We start from the raw sequence: 23,214 nt of genomic DNA, 5'->3' as shown, positions 1-23,214 counted from the left end.
CCGAGGATCCCGGCCATGCCCGAGGCGCCACTGCCGATTGTCGATTTCTCCAATGTCGCCAAGAGCTTTGGCGCCGTCCGGGCGCTGGCCGGGGTCGATCTCACGGTCCGTCCCGGCGAATGCCTCGGGCTGGTCGGCCACAACGGCGCCGGCAAGTCCACGCTGATGAACGTGCTGGCCGGCACCCTGTCGCCGGACAGCGGCGAGATGCGGATCCTCGGCGAAGACATCCGCCAGCGTTACTCGGTGGCGCTGGCGCATCAGATGGGCATCCGCTGCGTGTTCCAGGAACTGTCGCTGTGCCCCAACCTTTCGGTGGCCGAGAACACCCGCGTCGTGCATCCCACGATCAAGGGGCCCGGCTGGCGCGGGCGGGCGGGGGCGCTGATCCTCGGCAAGCTCGACGAGATATTTCCCGGCCACGGCATCCAGCCCGGCGACCATGTGGGCGACCTGTCGATCGGCAAGCGCCAGATGGTCGAGATCGCGCGCGCCTTCACCGTCACCGCCGCGCCGCTGCACCTGGTCATCCTCGACGAGCCGACATCGTCGCTGGACGCGGTGACGGCGGGGCAGCTTCTGCAATACATGCGCAAGGCGATCGGGCAGGGGGCGAGCTGCATCCTGATCTCGCATGTGCTGGGCGAAATCCTGGATTATTCCGACCGCATCGTGGTGATGAAGGACGGCGGCGTCGTGGCCGAGCGGCCCGCGACGGGATTCAGCCGCGACACGCTGGTCGCCGCGATGGGCACCGTGGCGCGCGCGCCCGCGGCCGGTCAGGCGGCGCAGGCGGCGGACCGGCGCGAGGAGCGACCGCTGAGCGTGCGGGTGCGCCCGAAGGGGCGTCCGGGCGGCGCCGCGCTGGAGGCGCGCCGCGGCGAGGTGATCGGGCTGGCGGGCCTGGCCGGCCACGGCCAGACCGCGACCCTGCTGCAGGTGTTCCGCGCCGCCCGAGGCCGCGACCCCGACACCGAGGTGACCGGCGCCGTGGCGCTGGTCGCGGGCGACCGTCAGACCGACGGAATATTCCCGCTGTGGTCGATCTCGCGCAATATCGGCGTGCGCTCGCTGAGGCGGATGCTGCGCGGCGGGCTGATCGACCCCGCCGCCGAGGCCGAGATGGCCGAGGACTGGAAACGCAAGATCGGGATCAAGACACCGGACATGAACGACAACATCCTGTCGCTGTCGGGCGGCAACCAGCAAAAGGCGCTGTTCGCGCGCGCGCTGGGGTCGGACGCCGACATCGTTCTGATGGACGACCCGATGCGCGGCGTCGACGTCGGCACCAAGCTTGAGGTCTACGACCTCGTGCGCGCGGAGGCCGCCAGGGGCCGGACCTTCCTGTGGTACACGACCGAGATGGACGAGCTGAAGAACTGCGACCATGTGTTCGTGTTCCGCAACGGTCGGATCGTGGCCGACCTCGCCCGCGCCGAACTGACCGAGGAAAAGGTCCTGCATTCCTCCTTCACGGAGGACGCGTGACCATGTTGGCGCAGGTTCTCTCGCCGCGGGCGCTGCGCGCCGCGCTGCCGGCGGCGTCGCTGGTGGTGCTGCTGGCGGCGATCTTCTACATCCAGCCCCGCGCGATGAGCTATTTCGGGCTGAACCTGATGCTGCAATACGCGGTGCCGATCGCGCTGGCGACCATCGCGCAGATGTTCGTCATCGCGATCAACGATCTGGACCTGTCGATCGGCCCTTTCGTGGGGCTGACCGCCAGCATCGGGGCGACGCTGCTGGCCAGCTCGCCGGTGCTGGGCGTGCTGGCGCTGATCGGCTGCGTGGCGGCTTATGCCGCGCTGGGGGCGCTGATCCACTGGCGCAACCTGCCCTCGATCGTGGTGACGCTGGGCATGTCCTTCGTCTGGCTGGGGGTGGCGGTGATTATCCTGCCCACGCCGGGCGGCACGGCGCCGGGCTGGATCAAGGCGGTCATGGGGGTCAAGCTGCCCTATGTGCCGTTCCCGATCGTCGCCGCCGCGATCATCGCGCTGGTGGTGCATGTCGTGCTGATGCGTTCGGCCTATGGCGCGGTGCTGAGGGGCGCGGGGGGCAATGCCCGCGCCATCGGGCGCGCCGGCTGGTCGCTGCTGAAGATCCGCATGGTGATGTATGCCGCGGCCGGCACCTTCGGCGTGCTGTCGGGGCTGTCGCTGATCGGGCTGACCTCGGCGGCGGACGCGCATATCGCCGACCGCTACACGCTTTATTCCATCGCCGGGGTGATCCTGGGCGGGGGGGAGTTCGTGGGCGGCCGGGTGTCGCCCATCGGGGCGGTTCTGGGCGCGCTGACGCTGACGCTGACGGGCTCGTTCCTGATCTTTCTCAAGATTTCACCGGACTGGCAGATCGGGGCGCAGGGCGCGATCCTGATCATCGTGCTGGCGCTGCGCGCGCTGATCAAGCGGCGGGAGGGCTGAGGTGATGGGCGCGATTTCCAAACTCGCCGCGCGGCCCTGGATCTGGTCCTATCTCGGGCTGCTGGTGGTGTGGCTGGCCACGGTGACCTTCACCGGCGGCAAGGGCGGGGCGGAGATCCTGTCGGCCGCGCTGTCCTTCGGCACCTTCACGGTGATCGTCGGGCTGGGCCAGATGTTCGTCATCACCACCGGCCCGGGCAACGTGGATCTGTCGATCCCGGCTACGATCGCGCTGTCGGGCTCGCTCGCGATGAAGGTGATGGGCGGGGCCGACGCGATGCTGCTGGTGGGGCTGGTCGTGTCGCTGCTCTGCGGTGTGGCCGTGGGCGGCTTCAACTACGCCCTGATCCGGCTGCTGCGCATCCCGCCGATCATCGCCACCCTGTCGTCGAGCTTTCTGGTGCTGTCCACCGCCATCGCCTATGGCCGCGGGCTGAAGATCAAGCCGCCGCCGATGCTGGCCGATTTCACCACTGCGCGGGTCTTTGACATCCCCGTGCTGGCGCTGGTGGTGGCCGGGCTGGCGGTGGCGATGTCGGTGCTGCTGAACCGGACCATCTATGGCCGCTCGGTGCTGGCCATCGGCCAGAACATGCGTGCGGCCTGGCTGGCCGGTATCCCGGTGGAGCGCATCCGCTTCCTCACCTATCTGCTGAGCGCGGTTCTCGCCAGCCTCTGCGGCTTCGTGCTGGCGGGGTTCTCCGGTGGCGCGTCGCTGAACATGGGCGAGGAATACCTTCTGGCCTCGATCGCCGTGGTGGTGATTGGCGGCACCTCGGTCGCGGGCGGTCGGGCCAACGTGCCGGGGATCTGGGGCGCGGCGCTGTTCATGTTCCTGCTGGTCACGATGCTGAACACCTTCGGCGCCAGCGCCGGCGTGCGCCTGATCATGACCGGCCTGATCATCGTGGCCGTGATCACCATCGCCGGAGGCGACAAACCGCAACGCTGAGAGGGAGGCGCACATGGCCCTGGTCGGAGACAGTTACGAATATTACGACAAGAGGTTCTATGACCTGACCGTGCCCATCGCCGAGGTCGAGGAACTGTATTCCGGCTGCCGCTGGGCCGAGGGGCCGGTCTGGTTCGCCGAGCACAACACGCTGGTCTGGTCCGACATCCCCAACCGCCGCCTGCTGCGCTGGTCCGAAGGGGCGGGGGTGTCGGTGTTCCGCACCGGCAGCAACTTCGCCAACGGCAACACCCGCGACCGGCAGGGGCGGCTTGTGTCCTGCGAGCACGGCACCCGCCGCGTCTCCCGGACCGAGCCCGACGGCACAATCACCACGCTGGCCGAAAGCTACCAGGGCGGGCGGCTGAACTCTCCCAACGACGTGGTGGTGAAATCGGACGGCACGGTGTGGTTCACCGACCCCGATTACGGCATCATGTCGGATTACGAGGGCTTCCGCTCCGAGCGCGAGCAGGAGGGCTGTTTCGTCTTCTGCCTCAACCCCGAAAGCGGCGAGATGCACGCCGTCGCCACCGATTTCGCCAAGCCCAACGGGCTGGCCTTTTCGCCCGACGAGAGCATCCTTTATATCGCCGACAGCGGGCTCAGCCACGACCCCGACGGCCCGCACCATATCCGCGCCTTCGACGTGACGCCCGACAACCGGCTGGAGAACGGTCGGGTGTTCTGCGAGGTCGATCCCGGCGTGCCCGACGGCTTTCGCGTCGATGACCGGGGCAATGTCTGGACCTCCTGCCGGAACGGGGTGCTGTGCTTTGCGCCGGACGGCACCGCGCTTGGCAAGATCCGCATCCCGCAGATGGTGGCCAACCTCACCTTCGGCGGGCCGATGCGCAACCGGCTGTTCATCACCGCGACCAAGTCGCTCTATGCCGTCTACGTCGCCGCCAACGGGGCGCAGCGGCCCTAGAAGCGCGGCACCGCGTTGCCCTCCAGGAACTCGGCAAGGTTCGCTCGCTGCACATCGGTCAGCGGCCAGGCCGAGGGCGGGCGCGTGGCGCCGCAATCGTGGCCCAGCAGGTGCAGCGCCGCCTTGACCCCGGTGACGTTGGTGCCGTTCAGCTCCTGCGCGCGGATCGCCTCGAACGCCTTCATGCCGTCGATCAGGCTGCGCGCCCGGGCGTAGTCACCGGCCTCGAGCGCCGCGTGGATGGCGACCGAGCGTTCCGGCCAGACATTGATCAGCCCCGAGGTGAAGCCGCGCGCGCCCACCGCGTAGAGCGGCGGCGCCCAGACCTCGGCCAGCCCGCCGACCCAGATGATGGAGGGATCGGTGGCGGCGATCGCCTCGGCCAGTTTCAGGGGGTTGGGCGTGGCCCATTTCACCCCGATCACCCCCTCGATGGCGCAGAGATCGGCAATCGCGGCGGTGCCGATGGCATCGTTGCGCAGATACAGCACCACCGGCAGCCCGTCGCCGGCATCGGCCACGCGGCGGACGTATTCCACCACCCCGCGCGGCGCGGCGAAGGGATCGGGCGGCTGGTGCACCATCAGCGCCGCGGCGCCAGCGTCTTTCGACACGCGCGCCAGCTCGCAGGCATCGGCGACGCTGCGCCCCACGCCCGCCACCAGCGGCACCCGGCCCGCGACATGTTCGGCGGCAGCCCTGACCATGCGCTCGGCCTCGCGCAGGGTCAGGGCGTAGAACTCTCCGGTGTTGCCGTTGGCGACCAGAACGTGGACGCCGGCAGCGATGGCGCGTTCCACGATGGGGCCTTGCAGGGCGGGGGCCAGCCGATCGTCGTGGTCGAAGGGGGTGACGAGGATGCCGGAAATGCCGGTTAGGGCGGCGCGCAGATCGGTCATGGCGGGGGGCTCCTTCACGTCAATAGATGTCGGGCTCGCCCGCGGCCGGACCGAAGCCGCGGGTCAGGAAATCGAAGTCGCAGCCGGTGTCGGCCTGTCCCACATGGCGGGCGAACATCCATCCCCAGCCGCGGGCATAGGGCGGTTCGGGCGGTTGCCACGCGGCCCGGCGACGGGCCAGTTCGGCGTCGTCCACCTGCATGTCCAGCCGCCGCGCGGCGAGGTCGAGCGTCACGATATCGCCCGTGCGCAGCAGCGCCAGCGGCCCGCCGACATGCGCCTCGGGCGCGGCGTGCAGCACGCAGGCCCCGTAGGAGGTGCCGGACATCCGCGCGTCCGAGATCCGCAGCATGTCGCGCACGCCCTCCTTCACCAGCTTCTTCGGGATCGGCAGCATCCCCCATTCCGGCATGCCCGGCCCACCCAGCGGCCCCGCGTTGCGCAGCACCAGAACGTGGTCGGGGGTGACGTCAAGGTTTTCATCCTCGACCGCCGCCTTCATCTCCGAGTAGCTGTCGAACACAAGCGCCGGGCCGGAATGGCTGTGAAAGCGCGGGTCGCAGGCGGCGGGCTTCATCACCGCGCCGCCCGGGCAGAGATTGCCGCGCAGCACCGCCAGCGATCCCTCGCGGTAGACCGGGTTCGACAGCGGCCGGATCACGTCGTCGTTGAAGACCTGCGCGCCCGCCAGCGTCTCGCCCAGCGGCTGGCCCGAGACGGTCGGCGCCGACAGGTCCAGCCGGTCGGACATCTCGGCCATCAGCGCGCGCAGCCCACCGGCGTAGAAGAAATCCTCCATCAGGTAGGTCTCGCCCGAGGGGCGGATATTGGCGATCACCGGCATGTCGCGCCCCAGCGCGTCGAGATCGTCCAGGGTCAGTGCCACACCGGCGCGGCCCGCGATGGCCAGCAGGTGGATCACCGCGTTGGTCGAACAGCCCGTGGCCATTGCAACCAGCGCGGCGTTGCGCATGGCGGCGGGGGTGACGATGCGGTCCGGCGTCAGGTCCTCCCACACCATCTCCACAATCCGGCGGCCGCAGGCGCGCGCCATGCGCTTGTGCCCGGAATCGGCGGCCGGGATCGAGGACGCGCCGGGCAGGGTCAGCCCCATCGCCTCGGCGATGGCGGTCATGGTGCTGGCCGTGCCCATGGTCATGCAGGTGCCGTAGGAGCGCGCGATGCCGCCCTCGACCCCCTGCCATTCGGCGTCGGAGATGTTGCCGGCGCGGCGCTCATCCCAGTATTTCCACGCGTCTGAGCCCGATCCCAGCACACGGCCCGCGTAATGGCCGCGCAGCATCGGGCCTGCGGGCAGGAAGATCGCCGGCACGCCGCCCGACAGCGCCCCCATCAGCAGCGCCGGCGTGGACTTGTCGCAGCCCCCCATCAGCACCACCCCGTCGAGGGGGTGGCTGCGGATGTTCTCCTCCACCTCCATCGCCAGAAGGTTGCGGTAGAGCATCGAGGTCGGCTTGCTGAAGGTCTCGTCGACCGAGATCGCGGGCAGTTCCACCGGAAAGCCGCCGGCCTGCAGCACGCCCTGTTTCACCTGCTCGGCGCGCTCGCGGAAATGGCCGTGGCAGGGGTTCAGGTCCGACCAGGTGTTAAGGATGCCGATGAAGGGCCGGCCGGCCCAGTCCTCGGGGGCATGGCCCATCTGCATCAGCCGCGAGCGGTGGCCGAAGCTGCGCAGGTCGTCGGGGGCGACCCAGCGGGCGCTGCGCAGCGTGTCGGGGGTCTTGCGCGGGCGGTCTGTCATCGGTGCGGTCCTTTCCGTCAGTCGGTTTCGACCAGCGCGCCGCGGGCCTGCACGACGCGGGCCGACAGCGCCATGCCGCGTTGCACCGCATCGGCCAGCGGCGCGCCCTGCAGATGCGCGGCGAGGAAGGCGGCGTTGAACGAATCCCCCGCCGCGGTGGTGTCGACGACCTCGGCCGCCGGGGCCGGGGTGAAGGCATGGGAGAATCCGTCGCGGTTCCAGACATGCAGGGGGCCGGCGCCGTTCTTCACCGCCACCAGCCCGGCGCCGGCGTTGGCATAGCGCGCGATGGTGGCCGCCGGGCCCGCGTCGCCGAACAGCGCCGCCTCCTCGTCGAAGGAGGGCAGCACGATATCGGCCACCGAGGCGCCCTTCATCAGCCCGGCGCGCATGTCCTCGGGGCCGTCCCACAGGCGCGGGCGGTGGTTGGGGTCGAAGACCACCAGCTTGCCGCCGGCGCGCGCCCGGACCAGCGCCGCGCAGAACTGCGTGCGCGCCTCGGGCGGCAGGATGGCCAGCGTGATGCCGGAGAACAGGACCACCCCGGCGCGGTCGAGGATGCCGTCCAGCCAGTTCGGGTCGTCGGCCAGCCGCCGCGCCGCCGACTGGCCGCGCCAGTAGGAAAAGCTGCGCTCGCCGCCCTGAAGCTGGATCATGTAGAGCCCGACCGTGGTGCCGGGGACCGTGCGGATGGTGGAGACATCGACGCCGCTGCTGGCGATGAAGGCGCGCATCCTCTCCGACACCGTGTCGTCGCCGACGCAGGTGCCGTAGGCGACCGTCCAGTCCGCGGGCAGCAGCCGGCGGGCGTACCATGCGCTGTTGAACGTGTCCCCGGCGAAGCCCATGTGGAAATCGTCATCGCGCAGCGGCGACAGCTCCACCATGCATTCGCCGATGGACAGGAAGGTCTTGGGAAGGTGGCTCATCATGCCGTCTCCTTACAGGATCACGCGGGGTTCGGCCTGACCGGTGGCCTCGACCGCGATGCTGAAGGTCATGCCGGATTCGCGCAACTCGGGACGGGCACGCGGCGACAGCGGCTTGGCGGCGCTGGTGGCATAAAGCGTGCCCAGCCCCTCGCCGCCGAAGGCCGGGCAGGTGATCTGCGGCGCCGGCAGGTCGATCCGGGCGAGCAGCCGCCCGTCGGGATCGTGGCAGGTCACGCAGGCGAAGCCGAACTGCGCGCACCAGAAACGGCCCGCGCTGTCGATCACCGCGCCGTCGGGGCGGAATTCGGTGTTCGGCAGGTCGAGATAGACCTCCGGCTCGCCCGCGGGCCAGCCGCTGCGCTCGTCCAGCGCCTGGCGCCAGACGATGCCGCGCTCGGTGTCGGTGAAATGGGCGAAGCGCCGGTCGGGGGTGAAGCAGATCGCGTTGGGGATCGACAGCGGCGCGTAGAGTTGGCGCAGCTCGCCGCGGTAATAGCGGTAGATCGCGCCGGCACCGGGCTCCTTCAGCTTGCCCATGGTGCCGATCCAGAACCCGCCCCAGGGATCGGCGCGGCCGTCGTTGGCGCGGGTCACGGGGTTGTCGGCCTCCAGCGCGCAGACGGTCTCGGACGTGCCGCCGTCGAGGGCAAAGCGGATCAGCCCGGTCTCGCCGGCGATCAGCAGGTGGTCGGCGTCGATCCACCCCACGGCCGAGACATGCTCGTCGAACGCCCAGGCCCGCGCCGCGCCCGAGGCGTCGCGCCGGGCGTGCAGGCGCTTGCCCGCGATGTCGACCCAGAACAGCTCCTGCCGGCCGGGGTGCCACAGCGGGCTTTCGCCGAGCTGGCAGGGCGTGTCGTCGAAGATCTCAGGCGCGCTCACAGCAGGCCCCGGCCGGCGAGGTTGCGCATCAGCGCCCCGGTGCCGAAGGCCCATTCCGGGCAGTCGGTGGACAGGCGCACGGTGTTGCGCAGCTCGCCCAGGCCGGCCTCGCGGATGCTGACCACGTCGCCGACCTTGTGGGTGAAGCCCTGTCCCGGCGCGTCGCGGTCCTGGATCGGTGCGAACAGCGTGCCGAGGAACAGCATGAAGCCGTCGGGATACTGGTGATGGCGGCCGATGGTCTGGCGCACGATGTCCTCGGGGTCGCGGCTGATCTGGGTCATCGAGGAATGGCCGTCCAGGACGAAGCCGTCCTCGCCCTCGACCTGCAGCGTCAGCTCGGCGCCGCGCACGTCGTCCAGCGTGTAGCCGCCGTCGAAGACCCGGATGAACGGCCCGATCGCGCAGGAGGCGTTGTTGTCCTTGGCCTTGCCCAGCAGCAGCGCCGAGCGCCCCTCGATGTCGCGCAGGTTCACGTCGTTGCCCAGCGTCGCGCCGCGGATGCGGCCGCGGCTGTCGATGGCCAGCACGATCTCCGGCTCGGGGTTGTTCCATTTCGAGATCGGGTGCAGCCCGACCGACGCCCCCCAGCCGACCGAGGCCATCGGCTGCGACTTGGTGAAGACCTCGGCATCGGGGCCGATTCCGACCTCCAGGTATTGCGACCACAGCCCCTCGGCCTGGAGCACCGCCTTGACCTGCATCGCCTGGTCGGAGCCCGGCACGATGCCCTTGAGCGAGCCGCCGATCGCGCCCTGAACGCGGGCGCGGATCTCCTGCGCCAGGTCGGGGTTGCCGGCGGCCTGTTCCTCGATCACCCGCTCGACCATGGATTCGGCGAAGGTCACGCCGCTGGCCTTGATCGCCTGCAGATCGGCGGGCGAGAGGAAGCGCAGGCCGTCCGCCCCCGCGCCCTCGGTCGAGGCCGCGGCGATGTCGCAGAGCGCCCCGATATCCTCGCCCCGCGCGCCGCGCAGGTAATCGGCCAGGTCGTCGCGCTCCATCAGGTCGCGCATAGTGGGTGTCTCGCGCGAGGTGATGTCGATCACCCGATCACCGCGCAGGGTGACCAGCGCCGGCCCCGCGCCGGGCCGCCAGACCCGGCCCACCAGCAGCGCCTCGCCCAGATTGTTCGTCATCGGTAGCATGTCGTTTCCTCCAACTTCGTCGCGGCCTTGCCGGTCCGCGTCATTTTTCTGTCAGGGCAGCAGCTTGCCCGGGTTGAGCATCCCGTCGGGGTCGAGCGCGTGCTTGATCGCCTGCATGACCTCCACCGCCCCGCCATGTTCGGCGCGCATGTATTTGCGCTTTCCGATGCCGATGCCGTGTTCGCCGGTGGCGGTGCCGCCCAGCGCCAGCGCCCGCTGCACCAGGGTCTCGCTGAATTCCGCCACCCGCGCCATTTCGCCGGCGTCCTTGGGGTCGAGGCTGATGCCGCAGTGGAAATTGCCGTCGCCGACATGGCCGACGATGGCGCAGGTCAGCCCCAGCCTGCGGCTTTCGGCGCGCGCCGCGCCGATCGCTTCGGCCAGGCGCGAGATCGGCACGCAGACATCGGTGCTGAGCGTGCGCTTGCCCGGCCGCAGGGCGCGGATCGCGTAATGCGCGTTGTGCCGCATCCGCCACAGCCGGCTGCGGTCTTCGGGCCGGGTCGACCAGTCGAAGCCGGCGCCGCCGAACTCCGCCGCGATCTCGCCGAAGGTCTCGGCCTGTTCGGCGACCCCCGCCGGAGAGCCGTGGAACTCGACGAAGAGGTGCGGCTGCTCGGGCAGCGCGCCCTTGTCGTAGAGGTTGAAGCCGCGCACCATCATCTCGTCCACCAGCTCGATCCGGGCCATCGGCAGGCCGGTCTGGATGGTGGCGATCACGGTGTTCACGGCGCTGTCCACGTCGGGAAAGCGGCAGGTGGCGGCGGACACCGCCTCGGGCAGACCGTGCAGGCGCAGGGTCAGCTCGGTGATGATCCCGAGCGTCCCCTCGGAGCCCACGAACAGCCCTGTCAGGTCGTAGCCCGCGCTGGATTTGCGCGCCCTTGTGCCGGTACGGATCACGCGGCCGTCGGCCAGCGCCACCTCCAGCGCCATCACGTTGTCGCGCATCGTGCCGTAGCGCACCGCGGTGGTGCCGCTCGCCCGCGTGGCGGCCATGCCGCCCAGCGTGGCGTTGGCGCCGGGATCGACCGGAAAGAACAGCCCGGTGCCGCGCAGCGCGTCGTTCAGCGCCTCGCGCGTCACGCCGGGCTGGACCACCGCATCCATGTCCTCGGCGTGGATGGCGAGGACCCTGTCCATCTGCGTCATGTCGAGGCTGACGCCCCCGGACACCGGCAGGTGGTGCCCCTCCAGCGAGCTGCCGGCGCCGTGGGCGGTGACCGGGCAGCCGTGATCGGCGCACAGGCGCAGGATCTCGGCCACCTCGGCGGCGCTGCGCGGAAAGGCCACCGCATCGGGCAGGGCGGTCGCGAAATGCGCCTCGTTCGCGCCGTGGCTGTCGCGCAGCGCCGCGGCGGTGCTCAGTCTCTCGCCCAGCAGCGCCGCGAGGGCCTCAATGGCATCGGTTACGCTCATTTGCCCCAGCTCAGCACGACCGGGTCGAGGGGGCGAAGCAGCTCGATCAGCGCGGCCCGCGTCTGCGGGTGCAGCGGCGCGATTGGGTGGCGGCAGAACTCCGACGCGATCACGCCGCCCTCGGCCATCGCCGCCTTGGCCGCGCGGAAACCGCATTGCCGGTTCTCATGGTTGATCGCGGGCAGCACGCGGGCATAGGCGGCCAGCGCCGCGTCGCGCGCGCCCGCCGCGTGGTGACGCAGCACCGGCGCGATCTGGTCGGGGATCATCGCCGAGGTCATGGAGCCGCTGGCGCCGGCGTCGAGATCGGCCATCAGGGTGATCGCCTCTTCGCCGTCGAACGGGCCCTCGATCGCGTCGCCGCCCTCGGCGATCAGCGCGCGCAGCTTGGCCGCGGCCTGCGGGCATTCGATCTTGAACAGTTTCACCATCTCGATCTCGCGCGCCATTCGCACCAGCAGCGGCACCGGCAGATCGACCCCCGAAAGCGGCGCGTCCTGCACCATGATCGGGATGCCGACCTCGCCCACGCGGGCGAATTGCTCGTAGGTCTGTTCGGCCGTGCCTTTCAGCAGCGCGCCGTGATAGGGGGCCATCATCATCACCATCGCCGCGCCCAGTTCCTTGGCCTGGGCGGCGCGGGCCACCGCGATCGGCGTCGAGAAATGGCTGATGGTCACGATCACCGGCACGCGGCCGGCGACATGCTCCAGCGACAGCCGGGTCAGCGTGTCGCGCTCCTCGTCGGAGATCAGGAACTGCTCCGAGAAATTGGCCAGGATGCAGATGCCGTCGACGCCCTGGTCGATCATGCAGTCGAGGACGCGGCGCATCCCGTCGAGATCCAGCGTGCCGTCGTCGTGGAAAGGGGTCGGGGCGACCGGCCAGATGCCGGAATAGGGGCGGGTGGTCATGATTGTCCTCTCAGTTCGAAATGCGTCGTGTGGTGGTGAAGGCGCGGTCGAGCTCGGGGTTGAGCTCCAGCCCCAGGCCGGGGCCGGGCGGCACGGTGATCATGCCGTCCTGCACCTGCGGAAGGGCGGTGACGAGGTCGCGGTACCAGGTGCGGTAGAAGGCGCGCACGCTTTCCTGGATCAGCGCGTTGGGGGCGCTGAGCGACAGGTGGGTGGAGGCCGCCAGAACCACCGGCCCTGTGCAGTCATGCGGCGCCACCGGCAGCTTGTGCGCCTCGGCCATGGCGGCGATCTTGCGCGCCGCACTCAAGCCCCCGCACCAGCTGAGATCGAGCATCACCACCCCCGCCACGCCGGTTTCCAGCAGGTCGCGGAAGGCGCCTATGCCGCCCAGCGTCTCAGACGCGCAGATGGGCGCGGGCGAGGCCTCGGCATAGCGTTTGAGCAGCGACAGGCTGTCCATGCGGATCGGGTCTTCGTGCCAGTAGGTGCCGTAGGGCGCCAGCGCGCGGGCGATCTTCATCGCCGGCAGGAGCTGCCACATCGAGTGGAACTCGACCATGATGTCCATGCGGTCGCCCACGGCATTGCGGATCTTCTCGAACGGCTCCAGCGCGGCGCGCAGGTCGGCGGCCGAGATGTCGGCGCCGTTGGTCTTTTCGGCCGCGGCGTCGAAGGGCCAGATCTTCATCGCGGTGATGCCGTCCTCGAGCAGCGACAGCGCCAACTCGTCGGCGCGGTGCAGGAAGCCGTTCAGGTCGTCATAGGTCCCGCCCGCCGCCAGCCCGTAATTGCCGGTCTGCTGGCCCGCGTTGTCCTTGACATATTCGGTGCCCGCGCAGGTGTTGTAGGTGCGGATCGCGTCGCGCGTGAACCCGCCCAGAAGCTGCGCGACGGGCTGGCCCGTGACCTTGCCGAAGAGATCCCACAGCGCGATGTCGAAGGCCGAGTTGCCGCGCGTCTCCGCCCCCGAGGAGCGGAAGCCGAGGTAACCCTCGGCCTTGCGCGCCAGGTGCTCGATACGCAGCGGGTCCTCGCCAAGCATCAGCGGGGCCAGGGTCTCGTGCACATGCGCCTCGGCGCTGGCCGCGCCAAAGAAGGTCTCGCCGAGGCCGGTCACGCCCTCGTCGGTATGGACCTGCAGCCAAAGCAGGTTGGGGCGCTCCGCGATGCGGATGGTCTCGATGGCGGTGATCTTCATCATGCGTCTCCGTTGAAGCCCGACAGCAGCGCCAGCGCCACCACCGCCAGCATCGACAGCGCCATGACGACATTGATGCGGAACTGGTGATGCGCGGCGAGTTCGAACCGTTTCAGCGCCACCCCGGCATAGAGCCAGGCGAGGTGGATGGGGATCCAGATCGCGTTCAGGATCATGAGCTTCATCGCGGTCTCCGCGGCCAGGCTGTCGGGGTAGAACGCGAATCCGGTGAACAGCGTGGTGTTCACCGCGTAGGCCTTGGGGTTGATAAGCTGCAGCAGGATGCCGGCCAGGATGCCGGGGGCGGCCTTGGCCTCGATGAAGGCGATCTTCGAGCCGGCAAAGGCGATGCGCCCGGCGAGATAGAGCAGGTAGGCGGCCGAGGCCAGCAACAGCGCGGTGCGGATCACCGGGACGCCCAGCACGATGGCCGCCAGCCCCGAGATCACCGCGACCGAGACGAGGTTGGTGCCGATGAACAGCCCGGCGACATAGCGCAGCCCGAAGCGGAAGCCGAACCCCGAGCCGACGCCGGCGGTGGACAGCACGCCGGGGCCGGGGGTGATGAGCAGCAGAAAGACGGCGGCGGCGAAACTCAGCATCGGGTGGCTCCGGTCATGCCGTGAAATCCAGCTGCACCTTCATGGACCGGGCCCTGTCGGCGGCGGTCTCGAAGGCGGTCTCGAACTCGTTGAGCGCGAAGGTCTGGGTCAGCAGCGGCTTCACCTCGATCAGGCCCTTCGACATCAGGGTGACGGCGGTGGCGAATTCCTCGTGGAAGCGGAAGGCGCCGCGCAGCTCCAGCTCCTTGGCGGTGACCTGCATCATCGGCACGCTCATGTCGCCCGACAGGCCGAGCTGGACGACCACCCCGCGCGGGCGCAGGCAGGCGATTCCCGCGGCCAGCGCCGGGGCAGCGCCGGAGCATTCGAATTGCACGTCGAACCAGCCCTTGGCCGCGGAGTAGGGGGCCAGCGCCTCGGGATCCTCGGCGGTGTTGAGCACGATGTCCGCGCCCATGGCCTTGGCGAATCCCAGCGGCGCCGCGGTGATGTCGGTCGCAACGATCTCGGCGGCGCCGGCGCGGCGCGCGGCCTGGATCGCCAGCACCCCGATCGGGCCGCAGCCGGTGACGAGCACCCGCTTGCCCAGCATCTCACCAGCGCGGCGGGTGGCGTGCAGGCAGACCGCCAGCGGCTCGGCCATCGCGGCCTCGGCGGGGGTCAGGCCGTCGGCGGGCACGCATTGCGCGGCCCGGGCCACCAGCTCCTCCCGGAAGGCGCCCTGGATATGCGGGAACGGCATGGCCGAGCCGTAGAAACGCATGTTCAGGCAATGGTTCGGCAGGCCCTGAAGGCAATAGGGGCAGTCCCCGCAGGGGCGCGAGGGGGAGACCGCCACGAGCTGACCTTCCTCGAGGCCGGTCACGCCGGGGCCGGTCTCGACCACATGGCCCGCGACCTCGTGGCCGAGGATCATCGGCTCGCGCAGGCGCACGGTGCCGAATCCGCCGTGGCGCCAGTAATGCAGGTCCGATCCGCAGATGCCGCCGCGGCTCAGGCGCAGGCGCACCTCGCCGGGGCCGGGGGCCGTGCGGGGAATGTCGGACAGACGCAGATCCTTGGCGGAATGAACGAAGAGTGCTTTCATCCCGGCCCTCCCTTTGGTGTTTCGGTCATGGTTTCGCGCCCTGGCCCGTGGCGGCTTGCGCGTTCGGCAAAATGGTATACCATTTCGGGAAAGCATCAAGATGCTCGTCGGAGAATCCGCAGGCGCCCGTCTCCGGGGCGCCGGTCCCCGGCGGGCAAATTGTTGCCGGGGAGGGAGAAAACCATGAAACTCTTCGATCTGACGGGCGCGACGGCGCTGGTCACCGGCTCGTCGATGGGCATCGGCCACGCGCTGGCGCGCGGGCTGGCGCAGGCGGGCGCGCATGTCGTGCTCAACGGCCGCGACGCGGAGCGCCTGTCGGCGGCGGCGCATGGCCTGCGCGACGAGGGCTACAAGGTGCATGAGCTGCCCTTCGACGCCTGCGACGCGGCGGGCGTGGCCGAGGCGGTCAACCGATTCGAGCGCGACGAGGGCCCGATCGACATCCTGGTGAACAACGCCGGCATGCAGCACCGCGCCCCGCTGGAGGATTTTCCCATCGCCGATTTCGACCGGCTGATGCGCACCAATGTCTCGTCGGTGTTCTACGTCGGCCAGGCGGTGGCGCGGCACATGATTGCGCGCGGCGCGGGCAAGATCATCAATATCGCCTCGGTGCAGTCGCAGCTCGCCCGGCCCGGAATCGCGCCCTACACCGCCTCCAAGGGGGCGGTAGCGAATCTGACCAAGGGCATGGCCACCGACTGGGCGAAATACGGGCTTCAGGTCAACGCCATCGCGCCGGGCTATTTCGACACGCCGCTGAACGCCGCGCTGGTCGCCGACCCCGCGTTCAGCGCCTGGCTGGAGAAACGCACCCCCGCCGGGCGCTGGGGCCGGGTCGAGGAGTTGGTGGGCGCCTGCGTCTTCCTGTCCTCGGCGGCCTCCAGCTTCGTCAACGGCCACACGCTCTATGTCGATGGCGGCATCACGGCCAGCCTCTGAAAAACTGCTTAGACAACTCACGGGAGAGAACATGACAGACGCAACCAGGAAGCCGGTGATCGGGTTCATCGGGGTGGGCTACATGGGCCACGGCATGGCCAAGAACATCCTCAAGGGCGGCTATGATCTGATGGTCAAGGGCCACCGCAACCGCCAGCCGGTCGAGGATCTCGTCGGCCAGGGCGCGCGCGAGGCGGCCAGCCCGAAAGAGATGGCCGAGGCCTGCGACATCATCCATATCTGCCTGTCCAACAGCCCGCAGGTCGAAGGCGTGATCCGCGGCGCGGACGGCATCCTGGCCTCAGGCAAGGCCGGGCTGATCGTGATCGACGCCAGCACCGCCGACCCGTCCTCGACCGTCGCGCTGGCCGAGGAGATGGCGGCGGCGGGCATGACCCTGGTCGACGCGCCGCTCGGCCGCACGCCGAAGGAGGCCGAGGAGGGCACGCTGGACGCGATGGTCGGCTGCTCGGAGGAGACCTTCAGGACCGTGCTGCCGGTGATCGAATGCTGGGCGGGCACCATCAACCATGTCGGCCCCGTGGGCAGCGCGCACCGGATGAAGCTGATCATGAACTTCCTCTCGATGGGCTACGCCGCGCTCTATTCCGAGGCGGTGGTGATGGCCGCCAAGGTCGGCCTGTCGCCGCAGACGGTGAACCAGGTGATCGGCGGCAGCCGGCTGTCGAACGGCTTTTTCGAGACCTTCATGCGTTACGCCGTGGGCCGCGACCGCGACGCGCACAAGTTCACCATCGCCAATGCCAGCAAGGACGTGCGCTATGCCGCGAACATGGCCAGCGACGCCGGCGTGGTGAACATCATGGGGGCCGCGATCAAGCATTACTTCACCCATGCCGAGGCGATCGGGAAGGGGGGCGACTATGTGCCGATGTTGTCGGACCATGTCGCCGCGCTGAACGGGATGGACCTCGCCGCCGAGGTGAAAAAGGGAAAGTGAGCGCGTCGGGGGGATGATCCCCCCGCGCCTTTCGCGCCGCAAGGGAGGGCGGCCAGATGCTGACACAGGACCAAAGGGACTTCTACGACCGCAACGGCTATCTCATGGTCGAGAACGCCGTGACCGACGAGCAGTTGGCCGAGCTGCGGCGCATCACCTACGATTATATCGAAAAGTCGCGCGCGGTGAGCGAAAGCAACGATGTCTATGACCTCGACGAGGGCCACAGCGCCGAGACCCCGCGGCTGACGCGGATCAAGCTGCCGCACAAGCAGCACCCCTATTTCTGGGAACTGCTGCGCAATTCGCGCCTGACCGAGGTGCTGAACGACCTGCTGGGCCCGGACACGATGATCCAGACCAGCAAGCTCAACACCAAGGCGCCGGGCGGCGGGGCGGCGGTGGAATGGCACCAGGACTGGGCCTTCTACCCCCATACCAACGACACCATGCTGGCCTTCGGCCTCATGCTGGAGGACGTGACCGAGGAAAACGGCCCGCTGATGGTCATCCCCGGCACCCACAAGGGGCCGATCCTCAGCCACATGGCCAATGGCGTGTTCTGCGGCGCGGTCGATCCCGACGACCCGCTGTTCGAGTTGGACAAGGCGGTGACGCTGACCGGCAAGGCGGGCAGCATGACCGTGCACCATGCCCGCGTGCTGCACGGCTCGGCCCCCAACACCAGCGACCGGGCGCGGCTGATCCTGTTCTACGAATGCCACGCGGCCGATGCCTGGCCGCTGCTGGGGGCGGGCTCCTACATCCACTCGCTCGGCCAGCGGAAACTGTGGGACGATTTGCAGGACCGGCTCGTCACCGGAGAGCTGTGCCTGACGCCGCGGCTCGAGCAGGTGCCGGTCACCATCCCGCTGCCGCCGGCGCCGGACGCCAGCTCGATCTTCAAGTCGCAGAAGACCGGCGGCGCCAAGAGCGCCTTCGCGAAGGTTTAGCCCAGCAGGTATTGCGAGAGGTAGAGCGTGGCCATCCCGGCCGCGATCGCGCCGATCACGTTGAACCGGACGCCCACGACAAAGGCCGCCCCCGCCGCCATCAGGCGCGCGGGGTCGGTCTCGCCCCCGGTCGCCGGCGGCCACAGCACCAGCGGCGTGATCAGCGCCGGGAACACCGCCACAGCGACATAGCGCAGATGCACCAGCGCCCAGGGCGGCAGGCTGCGCCGCCCCATCAGACCGAGGAATGAAAACCGGATCAGGAAGGTGCCGATCCCCAGCAGGACGGTCACCGTCCAGAAGATGTCGCGCTCGATCATGCCCGCACCGCGCGGCGCTGAAGGTAGTATTCGGTCTGCGCGCCCGCGACCATCGCCAGCGCCGCGGCCACGACCAGCGCCAGGTTGTAGGGCATCCAGCCGAACAGGACCGCGGCCAGAACCGACACGCCGGCCGCCACCACATGCGGCAGGCTGCGCATCATCGGCGCCACCAGCGCGATGAAGCACACCGGAATGGCGAAATCGAGCGCGAATTCGGGCGGGATCGCCTGGCCCAGCACCGCGCCCGCGAAGGTGCAGACATACCACAGCGGGCAGACCGCCATGACGCAGCCGAAGTAATAGGCGACCTTCTGGTCGAGCGGCATCTTCGGCTCTTCCTCGAAGGTCTTGACCGAGACGGCGAAGGTCTGGTCCACCATCAGATAGGCCATCAGCAGCCGCTGGCGCAGTGACGCGCCGCCGACATGCGGCACCAGCGCGGCGGAATACATCGCCATGCGCAGGTTCACCGCCAGCGCGCCCAGCAGCACCACCACAACCGGGGCGTGTTCCTGCATCAGCGCCAGCGCGGTGAACTGCGAGGCCCCCGCGATCACCAGCACCGACATCGACATCACCTCGTAGACCGCCAACCCCGCGTCGCGCGCCACCACGCCGAAGAGCATCGAATAGGGGATCACGACCAGCACGAAGGGGCTGCAATCCCGGAAACCGCGGCGAAAGGCCCTGCGTCTCGCGTCACTCATCTGAGGCCGGTCCCTAGTCGATCTTCTCCGACTGCAGCAGCAGCTTGACATAGGCCAGCCCCACGGCGGTGGCCTCGCAGCGGGCGTTGGCGTGGGTCGTGGCGGCGTCGGGATCCTGCCGCACCAGCGTCAACTCGCGCATCCGGTCGCATTGCAGCAGGTTGGCCTGGAGGTCGTATTTCACCTCGATGCCGGCGATCATGGCGATCTCTTCGGAGGCGGCGGCGCCGATCTCCTCCATGCGCGTTCTGATGCGTTCGCCCCAGGCGTCCTTGGCCTCGAGGAAGCAGGCGATTCCGGCCGCGCTGCCCTGTTCGAACTGCAGGCAGGCGGCATGGGCGCGGTTCACGCAGTCGGCGGCGGGAGCGCCGGCGGCGGCCTGGGCTTCGACGCAGGCGCGCGGCGACTCGTCCGTCTCGGCGGCCTGGCCCGGGGCTGCGCCCAGCATGGCAAGGCTGCACAGCGCGGCGAGAATGACAGGGCGGGGCGTGGTCATTGGGTGTCCTCCGGTCGGGCGTTCGGCTTTTCTGTCGCGGGGATGCGAAAGCTATTGCATTTGGTATACCAAATCGCAATCCTGTGAAAAGAGAGAAGTCCTCCGACCATGCAGAAGGAAGCGCCGCCATGAGCGATACACGCGCAAACAGGAAGTTCCGTTCGCAGGAATGGTTCGATAACCCCAACAACCCTGGGATGACCGCGCTGTACCTGGAGCGTTACCAGAACCAGGAATACACCCGCGATGAATTGCAGGGCGAGCGCCCGGTGATCGGCATCGCCCAGACCGGCAGCGACATCGCGCCCTGCAACAAGATCCACGTCTTCCTGATGGACCGGATCAAGGCGGGCATCCGCGATGCGGGCGGCATCCCGATGGAGTTTCCCGTGCACCCGATCCAGGAGACCGGCAAGCGCCCGACCGCGGCGCTGGACCGCAACCTGGCCTATCTGAGCCTGGTCGAGGTGCTGCACGGCTACCCGATCGACGGCGTGGTGCTGACCACCGGCTGCGACAAGACCACGCCGGCGATGCTGATGGGCGCGGCCACCGTGGACCTGCCCGCGATCGCGCTGAACGGCGGCCCGATGCTGGATGGTTGGTGGAACGGCCAGCTGGCGGGTTCCGGCACCATCGTGTGGGAAAGCCGCCGGCTGCTGGCCGAGGGCGTGATCGACTATGACGAATTCATCAGCCGGGTCTGCGCCTCGGCGCCCAGCCTCGGGCATTGCAACACCATGGGCACCGCCAGCACCATGAACGCCATGGCCGAGGCCCTGGGCATGAGCCTGACCGGCTGCTCGGCCATTCCCGCGCCCTTCCGCGAGCGCATGGCGATGGCCTACCAGACCGGGCGGCGGATCGTGGAGATGGTCTACGAGGACCTCAAGCCCTCCGACATCCTGACCCGCGAGGCGTTCGAGAACGCGATCGTGGTGAACTCGGCCATCGGCGGCTCGACCAACGCGCCGCCGCACCTGCAGGCCATCGCCCGCCACGCCGGCGTCGAGCTGCACGTCACCGACTGGCAGAAGGTCGGCTTCGACGTGCCGCTGCTGGTCAACATGCAGCCCGCCGGCGAATACCTCGGCGAGAGCTTCTTCCGCGCCGGCGGCGTGCCGGCGGTGATGGGCGAGCTGCGCAAGGCTGGCCGCCTGCACGAGGCCGCCATGACCGTCACCGGCAAGCCGATGGGCGGGAACCTGGAGGGCTGGGAGAGCCGCGACACCAAGGTCATCAAGACCGTGGCCGAGCCGATGCGCGACAAGGCGGGCTTCTTGGTGCTGTCGGGCAACCTGTTCGACTCGGCGCTGATGAAGACCAGCGTGATCTCGCCGGATTTCCGGGCGCGGTTCCTGTCGGCTCCGGGCGCCGAGGGCACGTTCGAGGCCAGGGCCGTGGTCTTCGAAGGCCCCGAGGATTACCACGAGCGGATCAACGATCCGGCGCTGGAGATCGACGAGAAGACGATCCTGTTCATCCGTGGCGTGGGCTGCGTGGGCTATCCCGGCTCGGCCGAGGTGGTAAACATGCAGCCGCCCGACGCGCTGATCCGGGCGGGCATCAACCACCTGCCGACGGTGGGCGACGGGCGCCAGTCGGGCACCTCCGAAAGCCCCTCGATCCTCAACGCCTCGCCGGAATCGGTGGTCGGCGGCGGCCTCGCGCTGCTGCAAACCGGCGATAGGGTGCGTCTGGATCTGAACGAATGCACGCTGAACGCGCTGGTCGACGACGCGGAATGGGAGGCGCGCCGCGCCGCCTGGACCGCGCCGGAGATCCACCACCAGACGCCGTGGCAGGAGATCTATCGCACCCATGTCGGCCAGCTGGCCGATGGCGGCTGCCTGGAGCTTGCCACCTGCTATCACCGCGTGGCCAAGGACCTGCCGCGCGACAACCACTGACCGGGAAAGGACCCTGATGAGCAACGACACCGCACAGAGCATCCTGATCACCGGCGCGGGCAGCGGCATCGGCCGGGTCACCGCGCGGCTGTTCCTGGACGAGGGCTGGCGCGTGGCGCTGGTCGGGCGCCGGGCGGAGGCGCTGGAGGAGACCGCGCAGGGCCACGCGCGCGCGCTGGTGCTGCCCCTCGACGTGACCGACGCGCAGGCCGTGGACGCCGGCTTCGGCCGGCTGGCCGACGAATGGGGGCGGCTCGACGTGCTGTTCAACAATGCCGGCATGGGCCTGCCCTCGACCATGATCGACGAGATCGCGGTCGAGGACTGGCTGGCGCTGAGCAACGTGAACATCACCGGCATGTTCCTGTGCGCCCGGGCGGCCTTCGGCCTGATGCGGCGGCAGGACCCGCAGGGTGGGCGGATCATCAACAACGGCTCGGTCTCGGCGCATGTGCCGCGGCCGGGTTCGGCGCCCTACACGATGTCCAAGCACGCGGTGACCGGGCTCACGCGCACGCTGAGCCTCGACGGGCGGGCCTTCAACATCGCCTGCGGCCAGATCGACATCGGCAACGCGCTGACCGACATGGCGCAGGCGATGACCGTGGGCGTGCCGCAGGCTGACGGCTCCATCCGGGCCGAGGCGGTGATGGATGCCGCCCATGTGGCCAGCTCGGTGCTGCACATGGCGCGCCTGCCGCTGGAGGCCAACGTGCAGTTCATGACGGTGATGGCGACGGCGATGCCCTATATCGGGCGCGGCTGAGCAGCCCCGATTGCTTCGATCGCAAGGGCCGCCTTCGGGCGGCCCTTATTTTTTCAGCTGCCGCTCGCGCGCCCAGATATAGATGCCCGAGCCGACGATGATCAGCGCGCCGACCAGCGTCCACAGCGTCGGCAGCGTGGCGAACAGCAGCACCCCCGCCACCGTGGCGAACAGCAGTTGCAGATAGACCACCGGCGCCAGCACCGATGCGTCTGCCAGCCTGTGCGCCACCGTCACCAGCGAATGCCCCAGCACGCCGAAAGTGCCGATCAGGGTCAGCACGACATAACCCGTGATCGTCTCGGGCCAGATCCAGACCTTCAGCATGAAGGGCAGGAAGACCAGCGTGGCAAGGCCGCTGGACCACAGCTGGCTGGTGGCGTTGCTCTCGGTGCCGGCCAGCAGGCGCGTCAGCACGAAATAGAGCGAGGCGCAGCTCATCGCGCCCAGCGACAGGAACATCGCGGGGTGGAATTCCGCCCCCCAGGGCTGGAGCACGACCAGCACGCCGGAAAAGCCCACCAACACCGCCATCAGTCGCCGGATGCCCACCCGCTCGCCCAGGATGGGGATGCTGAGCAGCGAGACGACGATCGGCCCGGCGAAAAAGATCGCGGTGGTCACGGTGATCGGCAGATAGGTCAGCGCGGTGAAGTTCAGCGCGGTGCTGCCCAGCAGCAGCGCCGAGCGCAGGAATTGCAGCAGCGGATTGCGCGAGCGGAAGGCCGACAGCCCCTCGCGGGGCAGGAACACCACCAGCGAGGCCAGGAAATGCCCCGCGTAGCGGGCAAAGACCACCTGAAGCGCCGGCAGCCCTGACAGGATCAGCCACTTGGCCGAGCTGTCGATGCCGGTGAAGAACAGGACCGCGCCGCACATGATCAGGACGCCGGCCAGCGGCCGGTCCTCGCGCGCCTTGGCCGGCTTGCGGTCCGGGCGCGGCGGCTGGAGATATGTCGGAGCCATCGCGGTTCAGTCCCAAGAGTAGGTCCGCGCGCCGGGATGGCGCGCGGCAGCGGGGCAGGGCCCCGGCC

At 69.2% G+C, this 23,214-nt stretch carries 23 protein-coding genes; 9 read left to right on the top strand and 14 right to left on the bottom strand.

All coding sequences use genetic code 11. The annotated features are described in order from the left end of the window. Nucleotides 1–15 precede the first annotated feature (15 nt). Genes KCI33_RS03505 through KCI33_RS03490 form a run of 4 tightly spaced genes read left to right on the top strand, consistent with a single transcriptional unit; the run spans nucleotide 16 to nucleotide 4,312 of the window. Nucleotides 16–1,491: a sugar ABC transporter ATP-binding protein gene (locus KCI33_RS03505; protein WP_212523362.1), complete on the top strand. Its 1,476-nt coding sequence runs from the start codon at nucleotides 16–18 to the stop codon at nucleotides 1,489–1,491. A gap of 2 nt (nucleotides 1,492–1,493) precedes the next feature. Further along, complete coding sequence (locus KCI33_RS03500; protein ID WP_212523361.1) at nucleotides 1,494–2,429, top strand: ABC transporter permease; 936 nt, start codon at nucleotides 1,494–1,496, stop codon at nucleotides 2,427–2,429. Between the two features lie 4 nt (nucleotides 2,430–2,433). Then, nucleotides 2,434–3,381 carry an ABC transporter permease gene (locus KCI33_RS03495; RefSeq protein WP_249138883.1) on the top strand — a complete coding sequence of 316 codons (948 nt, stop codon included), beginning with the start codon at nucleotides 2,434–2,436 and terminating at the stop codon, nucleotides 3,379–3,381. Nucleotides 3,382–3,394: 13 nt separating this feature from the next. Continuing rightward, complete coding sequence (locus KCI33_RS03490) at nucleotides 3,395–4,312, top strand: SMP-30/gluconolactonase/LRE family protein (RefSeq protein ID WP_212523360.1); 918 nt, start codon at nucleotides 3,395–3,397, stop codon at nucleotides 4,310–4,312. Here KCI33_RS03490 and KCI33_RS03485 read toward each other — a convergent pair. From KCI33_RS03485 to KCI33_RS03440, 10 genes are read right to left on the bottom strand one after another with little or no spacing between them, the layout of a single operon-like run. Continuing rightward, the gene (locus KCI33_RS03485) at nucleotides 4,309–5,211 is read right to left on the bottom strand and encodes a dihydrodipicolinate synthase family protein (RefSeq protein WP_212523359.1); all 903 of its coding nucleotides are present in this window, start codon (nucleotides 5,209–5,211) and stop codon (nucleotides 4,309–4,311) included. The two genes, KCI33_RS03490 and KCI33_RS03485, sit on opposite strands and share 4 nt — an antisense overlap. A gap of 19 nt (nucleotides 5,212–5,230) precedes the next feature. Continuing rightward, a complete protein-coding gene (araD, locus tag KCI33_RS03480) occupies nucleotides 5,231–6,973 on the bottom strand; it encodes an L-arabinonate dehydratase (RefSeq protein ID WP_212523358.1) in 1,743 nt (580 codons plus the stop codon). 17 nt (nucleotides 6,974–6,990) lie between these two features. Then, a complete protein-coding gene (locus KCI33_RS03475) occupies nucleotides 6,991–7,905 on the bottom strand; it encodes a sugar kinase (protein ID WP_249138882.1) in 915 nt (304 codons plus the stop codon). A gap of 9 nt (nucleotides 7,906–7,914) precedes the next feature. Then, nucleotides 7,915–8,787, bottom strand: a complete 873-nt coding sequence (locus KCI33_RS03470) for an SMP-30/gluconolactonase/LRE family protein (protein WP_349252171.1) — start codon at nucleotides 8,785–8,787, stop codon at nucleotides 7,915–7,917. Beyond that, nucleotides 8,784–9,935 carry a fumarylacetoacetate hydrolase family protein gene (locus KCI33_RS03465; RefSeq protein WP_212523356.1) on the bottom strand — a complete coding sequence of 384 codons (1,152 nt, stop codon included), beginning with the start codon at nucleotides 9,933–9,935 and terminating at the stop codon, nucleotides 8,784–8,786. The genes KCI33_RS03470 and KCI33_RS03465 overlap by 4 nt, the downstream gene beginning before the upstream one ends. Nucleotides 9,936–9,986: 51 nt before the next feature. Continuing rightward, nucleotides 9,987–11,354: an FAD-linked oxidase C-terminal domain-containing protein gene (locus KCI33_RS03460; RefSeq protein ID WP_212523355.1), complete on the bottom strand. Its 1,368-nt coding sequence runs from the start codon at nucleotides 11,352–11,354 to the stop codon at nucleotides 9,987–9,989. Continuing rightward, a complete protein-coding gene (locus KCI33_RS03455; protein ID WP_212523354.1) occupies nucleotides 11,351–12,268 on the bottom strand; it encodes a dihydrodipicolinate synthase family protein in 918 nt (305 codons plus the stop codon). The genes KCI33_RS03460 and KCI33_RS03455 overlap by 4 nt, the downstream gene beginning before the upstream one ends. A gap of 10 nt (nucleotides 12,269–12,278) precedes the next feature. Further along, nucleotides 12,279–13,469 (bottom strand): mandelate racemase/muconate lactonizing enzyme family protein, encoded by a 1,191-nt coding sequence (locus tag KCI33_RS03450; RefSeq protein WP_212523353.1) that lies wholly within the window; start codon nucleotides 13,467–13,469, stop codon nucleotides 12,279–12,281. Further along, nucleotides 13,469–14,071: a LysE family transporter gene (locus KCI33_RS03445; protein WP_212523352.1), complete on the bottom strand. Its 603-nt coding sequence runs from the start codon at nucleotides 14,069–14,071 to the stop codon at nucleotides 13,469–13,471. Before KCI33_RS03445 ends, KCI33_RS03450 begins: the two co-directional genes overlap by 1 nt. Before the next feature lie 13 nt (nucleotides 14,072–14,084). Continuing rightward, entirely contained in the window at nucleotides 14,085–15,119 is a 1,035-nt protein-coding gene (locus KCI33_RS03440) for an L-idonate 5-dehydrogenase (RefSeq protein WP_212523351.1), read from the bottom strand. Between the two features lie 183 nt (nucleotides 15,120–15,302). On the opposite strand from KCI33_RS03440, the gene KCI33_RS03435 reads away from it, so the two are divergent. From KCI33_RS03435 to KCI33_RS03425, 3 genes are read left to right on the top strand one after another with little or no spacing between them, the layout of a single operon-like run. Then, nucleotides 15,303–16,064, top strand: coding sequence for an SDR family oxidoreductase (locus tag KCI33_RS03435; RefSeq protein ID WP_212523350.1), 762 nt, complete (start codon nucleotides 15,303–15,305; stop codon nucleotides 16,062–16,064). A 31-nt stretch (nucleotides 16,065–16,095) separates the two neighbouring features. Then, a complete protein-coding gene (locus KCI33_RS03430) occupies nucleotides 16,096–17,025 on the top strand; it encodes an NAD(P)-dependent oxidoreductase (RefSeq protein ID WP_212523349.1) in 930 nt (309 codons plus the stop codon). A gap of 56 nt (nucleotides 17,026–17,081) precedes the next feature. Then, the gene (locus tag KCI33_RS03425) at nucleotides 17,082–17,978 is read left to right on the top strand and encodes a phytanoyl-CoA dioxygenase family protein (protein WP_212523348.1); all 897 of its coding nucleotides are present in this window, start codon (nucleotides 17,082–17,084) and stop codon (nucleotides 17,976–17,978) included. Here the strand turns inward: KCI33_RS03425 and KCI33_RS03420 are convergent. From KCI33_RS03420 to KCI33_RS03410, 3 genes are read right to left on the bottom strand one after another with little or no spacing between them, the layout of a single operon-like run. After that, nucleotides 17,975–18,298 carry an AzlD domain-containing protein gene (locus tag KCI33_RS03420; protein ID WP_212523347.1) on the bottom strand — a complete coding sequence of 108 codons (324 nt, stop codon included), beginning with the start codon at nucleotides 18,296–18,298 and terminating at the stop codon, nucleotides 17,975–17,977. The two genes, KCI33_RS03425 and KCI33_RS03420, sit on opposite strands and share 4 nt — an antisense overlap. Next, nucleotides 18,295–19,008, bottom strand: coding sequence for an AzlC family ABC transporter permease (locus KCI33_RS03415; RefSeq protein ID WP_212523346.1), 714 nt, complete (start codon nucleotides 19,006–19,008; stop codon nucleotides 18,295–18,297). The genes KCI33_RS03420 and KCI33_RS03415 overlap by 4 nt, the downstream gene beginning before the upstream one ends. A gap of 13 nt (nucleotides 19,009–19,021) precedes the next feature. Then, on the bottom strand, nucleotides 19,022–19,504 hold the full coding sequence (locus KCI33_RS03410) for a hypothetical protein (RefSeq protein WP_212523345.1): 483 nt from the start codon (nucleotides 19,502–19,504) through the stop codon (nucleotides 19,022–19,024). 128 nt (nucleotides 19,505–19,632) lie between these two features. Here KCI33_RS03410 and KCI33_RS03405 point away from each other — a divergent pair, with 128 nt between their 5' ends. After that, complete coding sequence (locus KCI33_RS03405) at nucleotides 19,633–21,414, top strand: IlvD/Edd family dehydratase (RefSeq protein ID WP_212523344.1); 1,782 nt, start codon at nucleotides 19,633–19,635, stop codon at nucleotides 21,412–21,414. Between the two features lie 16 nt (nucleotides 21,415–21,430). Further along, a complete protein-coding gene (locus tag KCI33_RS03400; protein WP_212523343.1) occupies nucleotides 21,431–22,180 on the top strand; it encodes an SDR family oxidoreductase in 750 nt (249 codons plus the stop codon). A gap of 45 nt (nucleotides 22,181–22,225) precedes the next feature. Here KCI33_RS03400 and KCI33_RS03395 read toward each other — a convergent pair whose 3' ends face one another. Next, entirely contained in the window at nucleotides 22,226–23,146 is a 921-nt protein-coding gene (locus KCI33_RS03395) for a DMT family transporter (protein WP_212523342.1), read from the bottom strand. Between the last annotated feature and the right edge of the window lie 68 nt (nucleotides 23,147–23,214).

This window comes from Actibacterium sp. MT2.3-13A (assembly GCF_018139985.1).
Taxonomy (GTDB): domain Bacteria; phylum Pseudomonadota; class Alphaproteobacteria; order Rhodobacterales; family Rhodobacteraceae; genus JAGSOU01.
The sequence above is the reverse complement of the archived record's forward strand: the minus strand, read 5'-3'. Positions and strand labels throughout refer to the sequence as shown.

Bases quoted from the DNA above. Each gene is read 5' to 3' on its own strand.
- KCI33_RS03505 (WP_212523362.1), top strand. From the start codon at position 16: ATGCCCGAGGCGCCACTGCCGATTGTCGATTTCTCCAATGTCGCCAAG.
- KCI33_RS03500 (WP_212523361.1), top strand. From the start codon at position 1,494: ATGTTGGCGCAGGTTCTCTCGCCGCGGGCGCTGCGCGCCGCGCTGCCG.
- KCI33_RS03495 (WP_249138883.1), top strand. From the start codon at position 2,434: ATGGGCGCGATTTCCAAACTCGCCGCGCGGCCCTGGATCTGGTCCTAT.
- KCI33_RS03490 (WP_212523360.1), top strand. From the start codon at position 3,395: ATGGCCCTGGTCGGAGACAGTTACGAATATTACGACAAGAGGTTCTAT.
- KCI33_RS03485 (WP_212523359.1), bottom strand. From the start codon at position 5,211: ATGACCGATCTGCGCGCCGCCCTAACCGGCATTTCCGGCATCCTCGTC.
- araD (WP_212523358.1), bottom strand. From the start codon at position 6,973: ATGACAGACCGCCCGCGCAAGACCCCCGACACGCTGCGCAGCGCCCGC.
- KCI33_RS03475 (WP_249138882.1), bottom strand. From the start codon at position 7,905: ATGATGAGCCACCTTCCCAAGACCTTCCTGTCCATCGGCGAATGCATG.
- KCI33_RS03465 (WP_212523356.1), bottom strand. From the start codon at position 9,935: ATGCTACCGATGACGAACAATCTGGGCGAGGCGCTGCTGGTGGGCCGG.
- KCI33_RS03460 (WP_212523355.1), bottom strand. From the start codon at position 11,354: ATGAGCGTAACCGATGCCATTGAGGCCCTCGCGGCGCTGCTGGGCGAG.
- KCI33_RS03455 (WP_212523354.1), bottom strand. From the start codon at position 12,268: ATGACCACCCGCCCCTATTCCGGCATCTGGCCGGTCGCCCCGACCCCT.
- KCI33_RS03450 (WP_212523353.1), bottom strand. From the start codon at position 13,469: ATGAAGATCACCGCCATCGAGACCATCCGCATCGCGGAGCGCCCCAAC.
- KCI33_RS03445 (WP_212523352.1), bottom strand. From the start codon at position 14,071: ATGCTGAGTTTCGCCGCCGCCGTCTTTCTGCTGCTCATCACCCCCGGC.
- KCI33_RS03440 (WP_212523351.1), bottom strand. From the start codon at position 15,119: ATGAAAGCACTCTTCGTTCATTCCGCCAAGGATCTGCGTCTGTCCGAC.
- KCI33_RS03435 (WP_212523350.1), top strand. From the start codon at position 15,303: ATGAAACTCTTCGATCTGACGGGCGCGACGGCGCTGGTCACCGGCTCG.
- KCI33_RS03430 (WP_212523349.1), top strand. From the start codon at position 16,096: ATGACAGACGCAACCAGGAAGCCGGTGATCGGGTTCATCGGGGTGGGC.
- KCI33_RS03425 (WP_212523348.1), top strand. From the start codon at position 17,082: ATGCTGACACAGGACCAAAGGGACTTCTACGACCGCAACGGCTATCTC.
- KCI33_RS03420 (WP_212523347.1), bottom strand. From the start codon at position 18,298: ATGATCGAGCGCGACATCTTCTGGACGGTGACCGTCCTGCTGGGGATC.
- KCI33_RS03415 (WP_212523346.1), bottom strand. From the start codon at position 19,008: ATGAGTGACGCGAGACGCAGGGCCTTTCGCCGCGGTTTCCGGGATTGC.
- KCI33_RS03410 (WP_212523345.1), bottom strand. From the start codon at position 19,504: ATGACCACGCCCCGCCCTGTCATTCTCGCCGCGCTGTGCAGCCTTGCC.
- KCI33_RS03405 (WP_212523344.1), top strand. From the start codon at position 19,633: ATGAGCGATACACGCGCAAACAGGAAGTTCCGTTCGCAGGAATGGTTC.
- KCI33_RS03400 (WP_212523343.1), top strand. From the start codon at position 21,431: ATGAGCAACGACACCGCACAGAGCATCCTGATCACCGGCGCGGGCAGC.
- KCI33_RS03395 (WP_212523342.1), bottom strand. From the start codon at position 23,146: ATGGCTCCGACATATCTCCAGCCGCCGCGCCCGGACCGCAAGCCGGCC.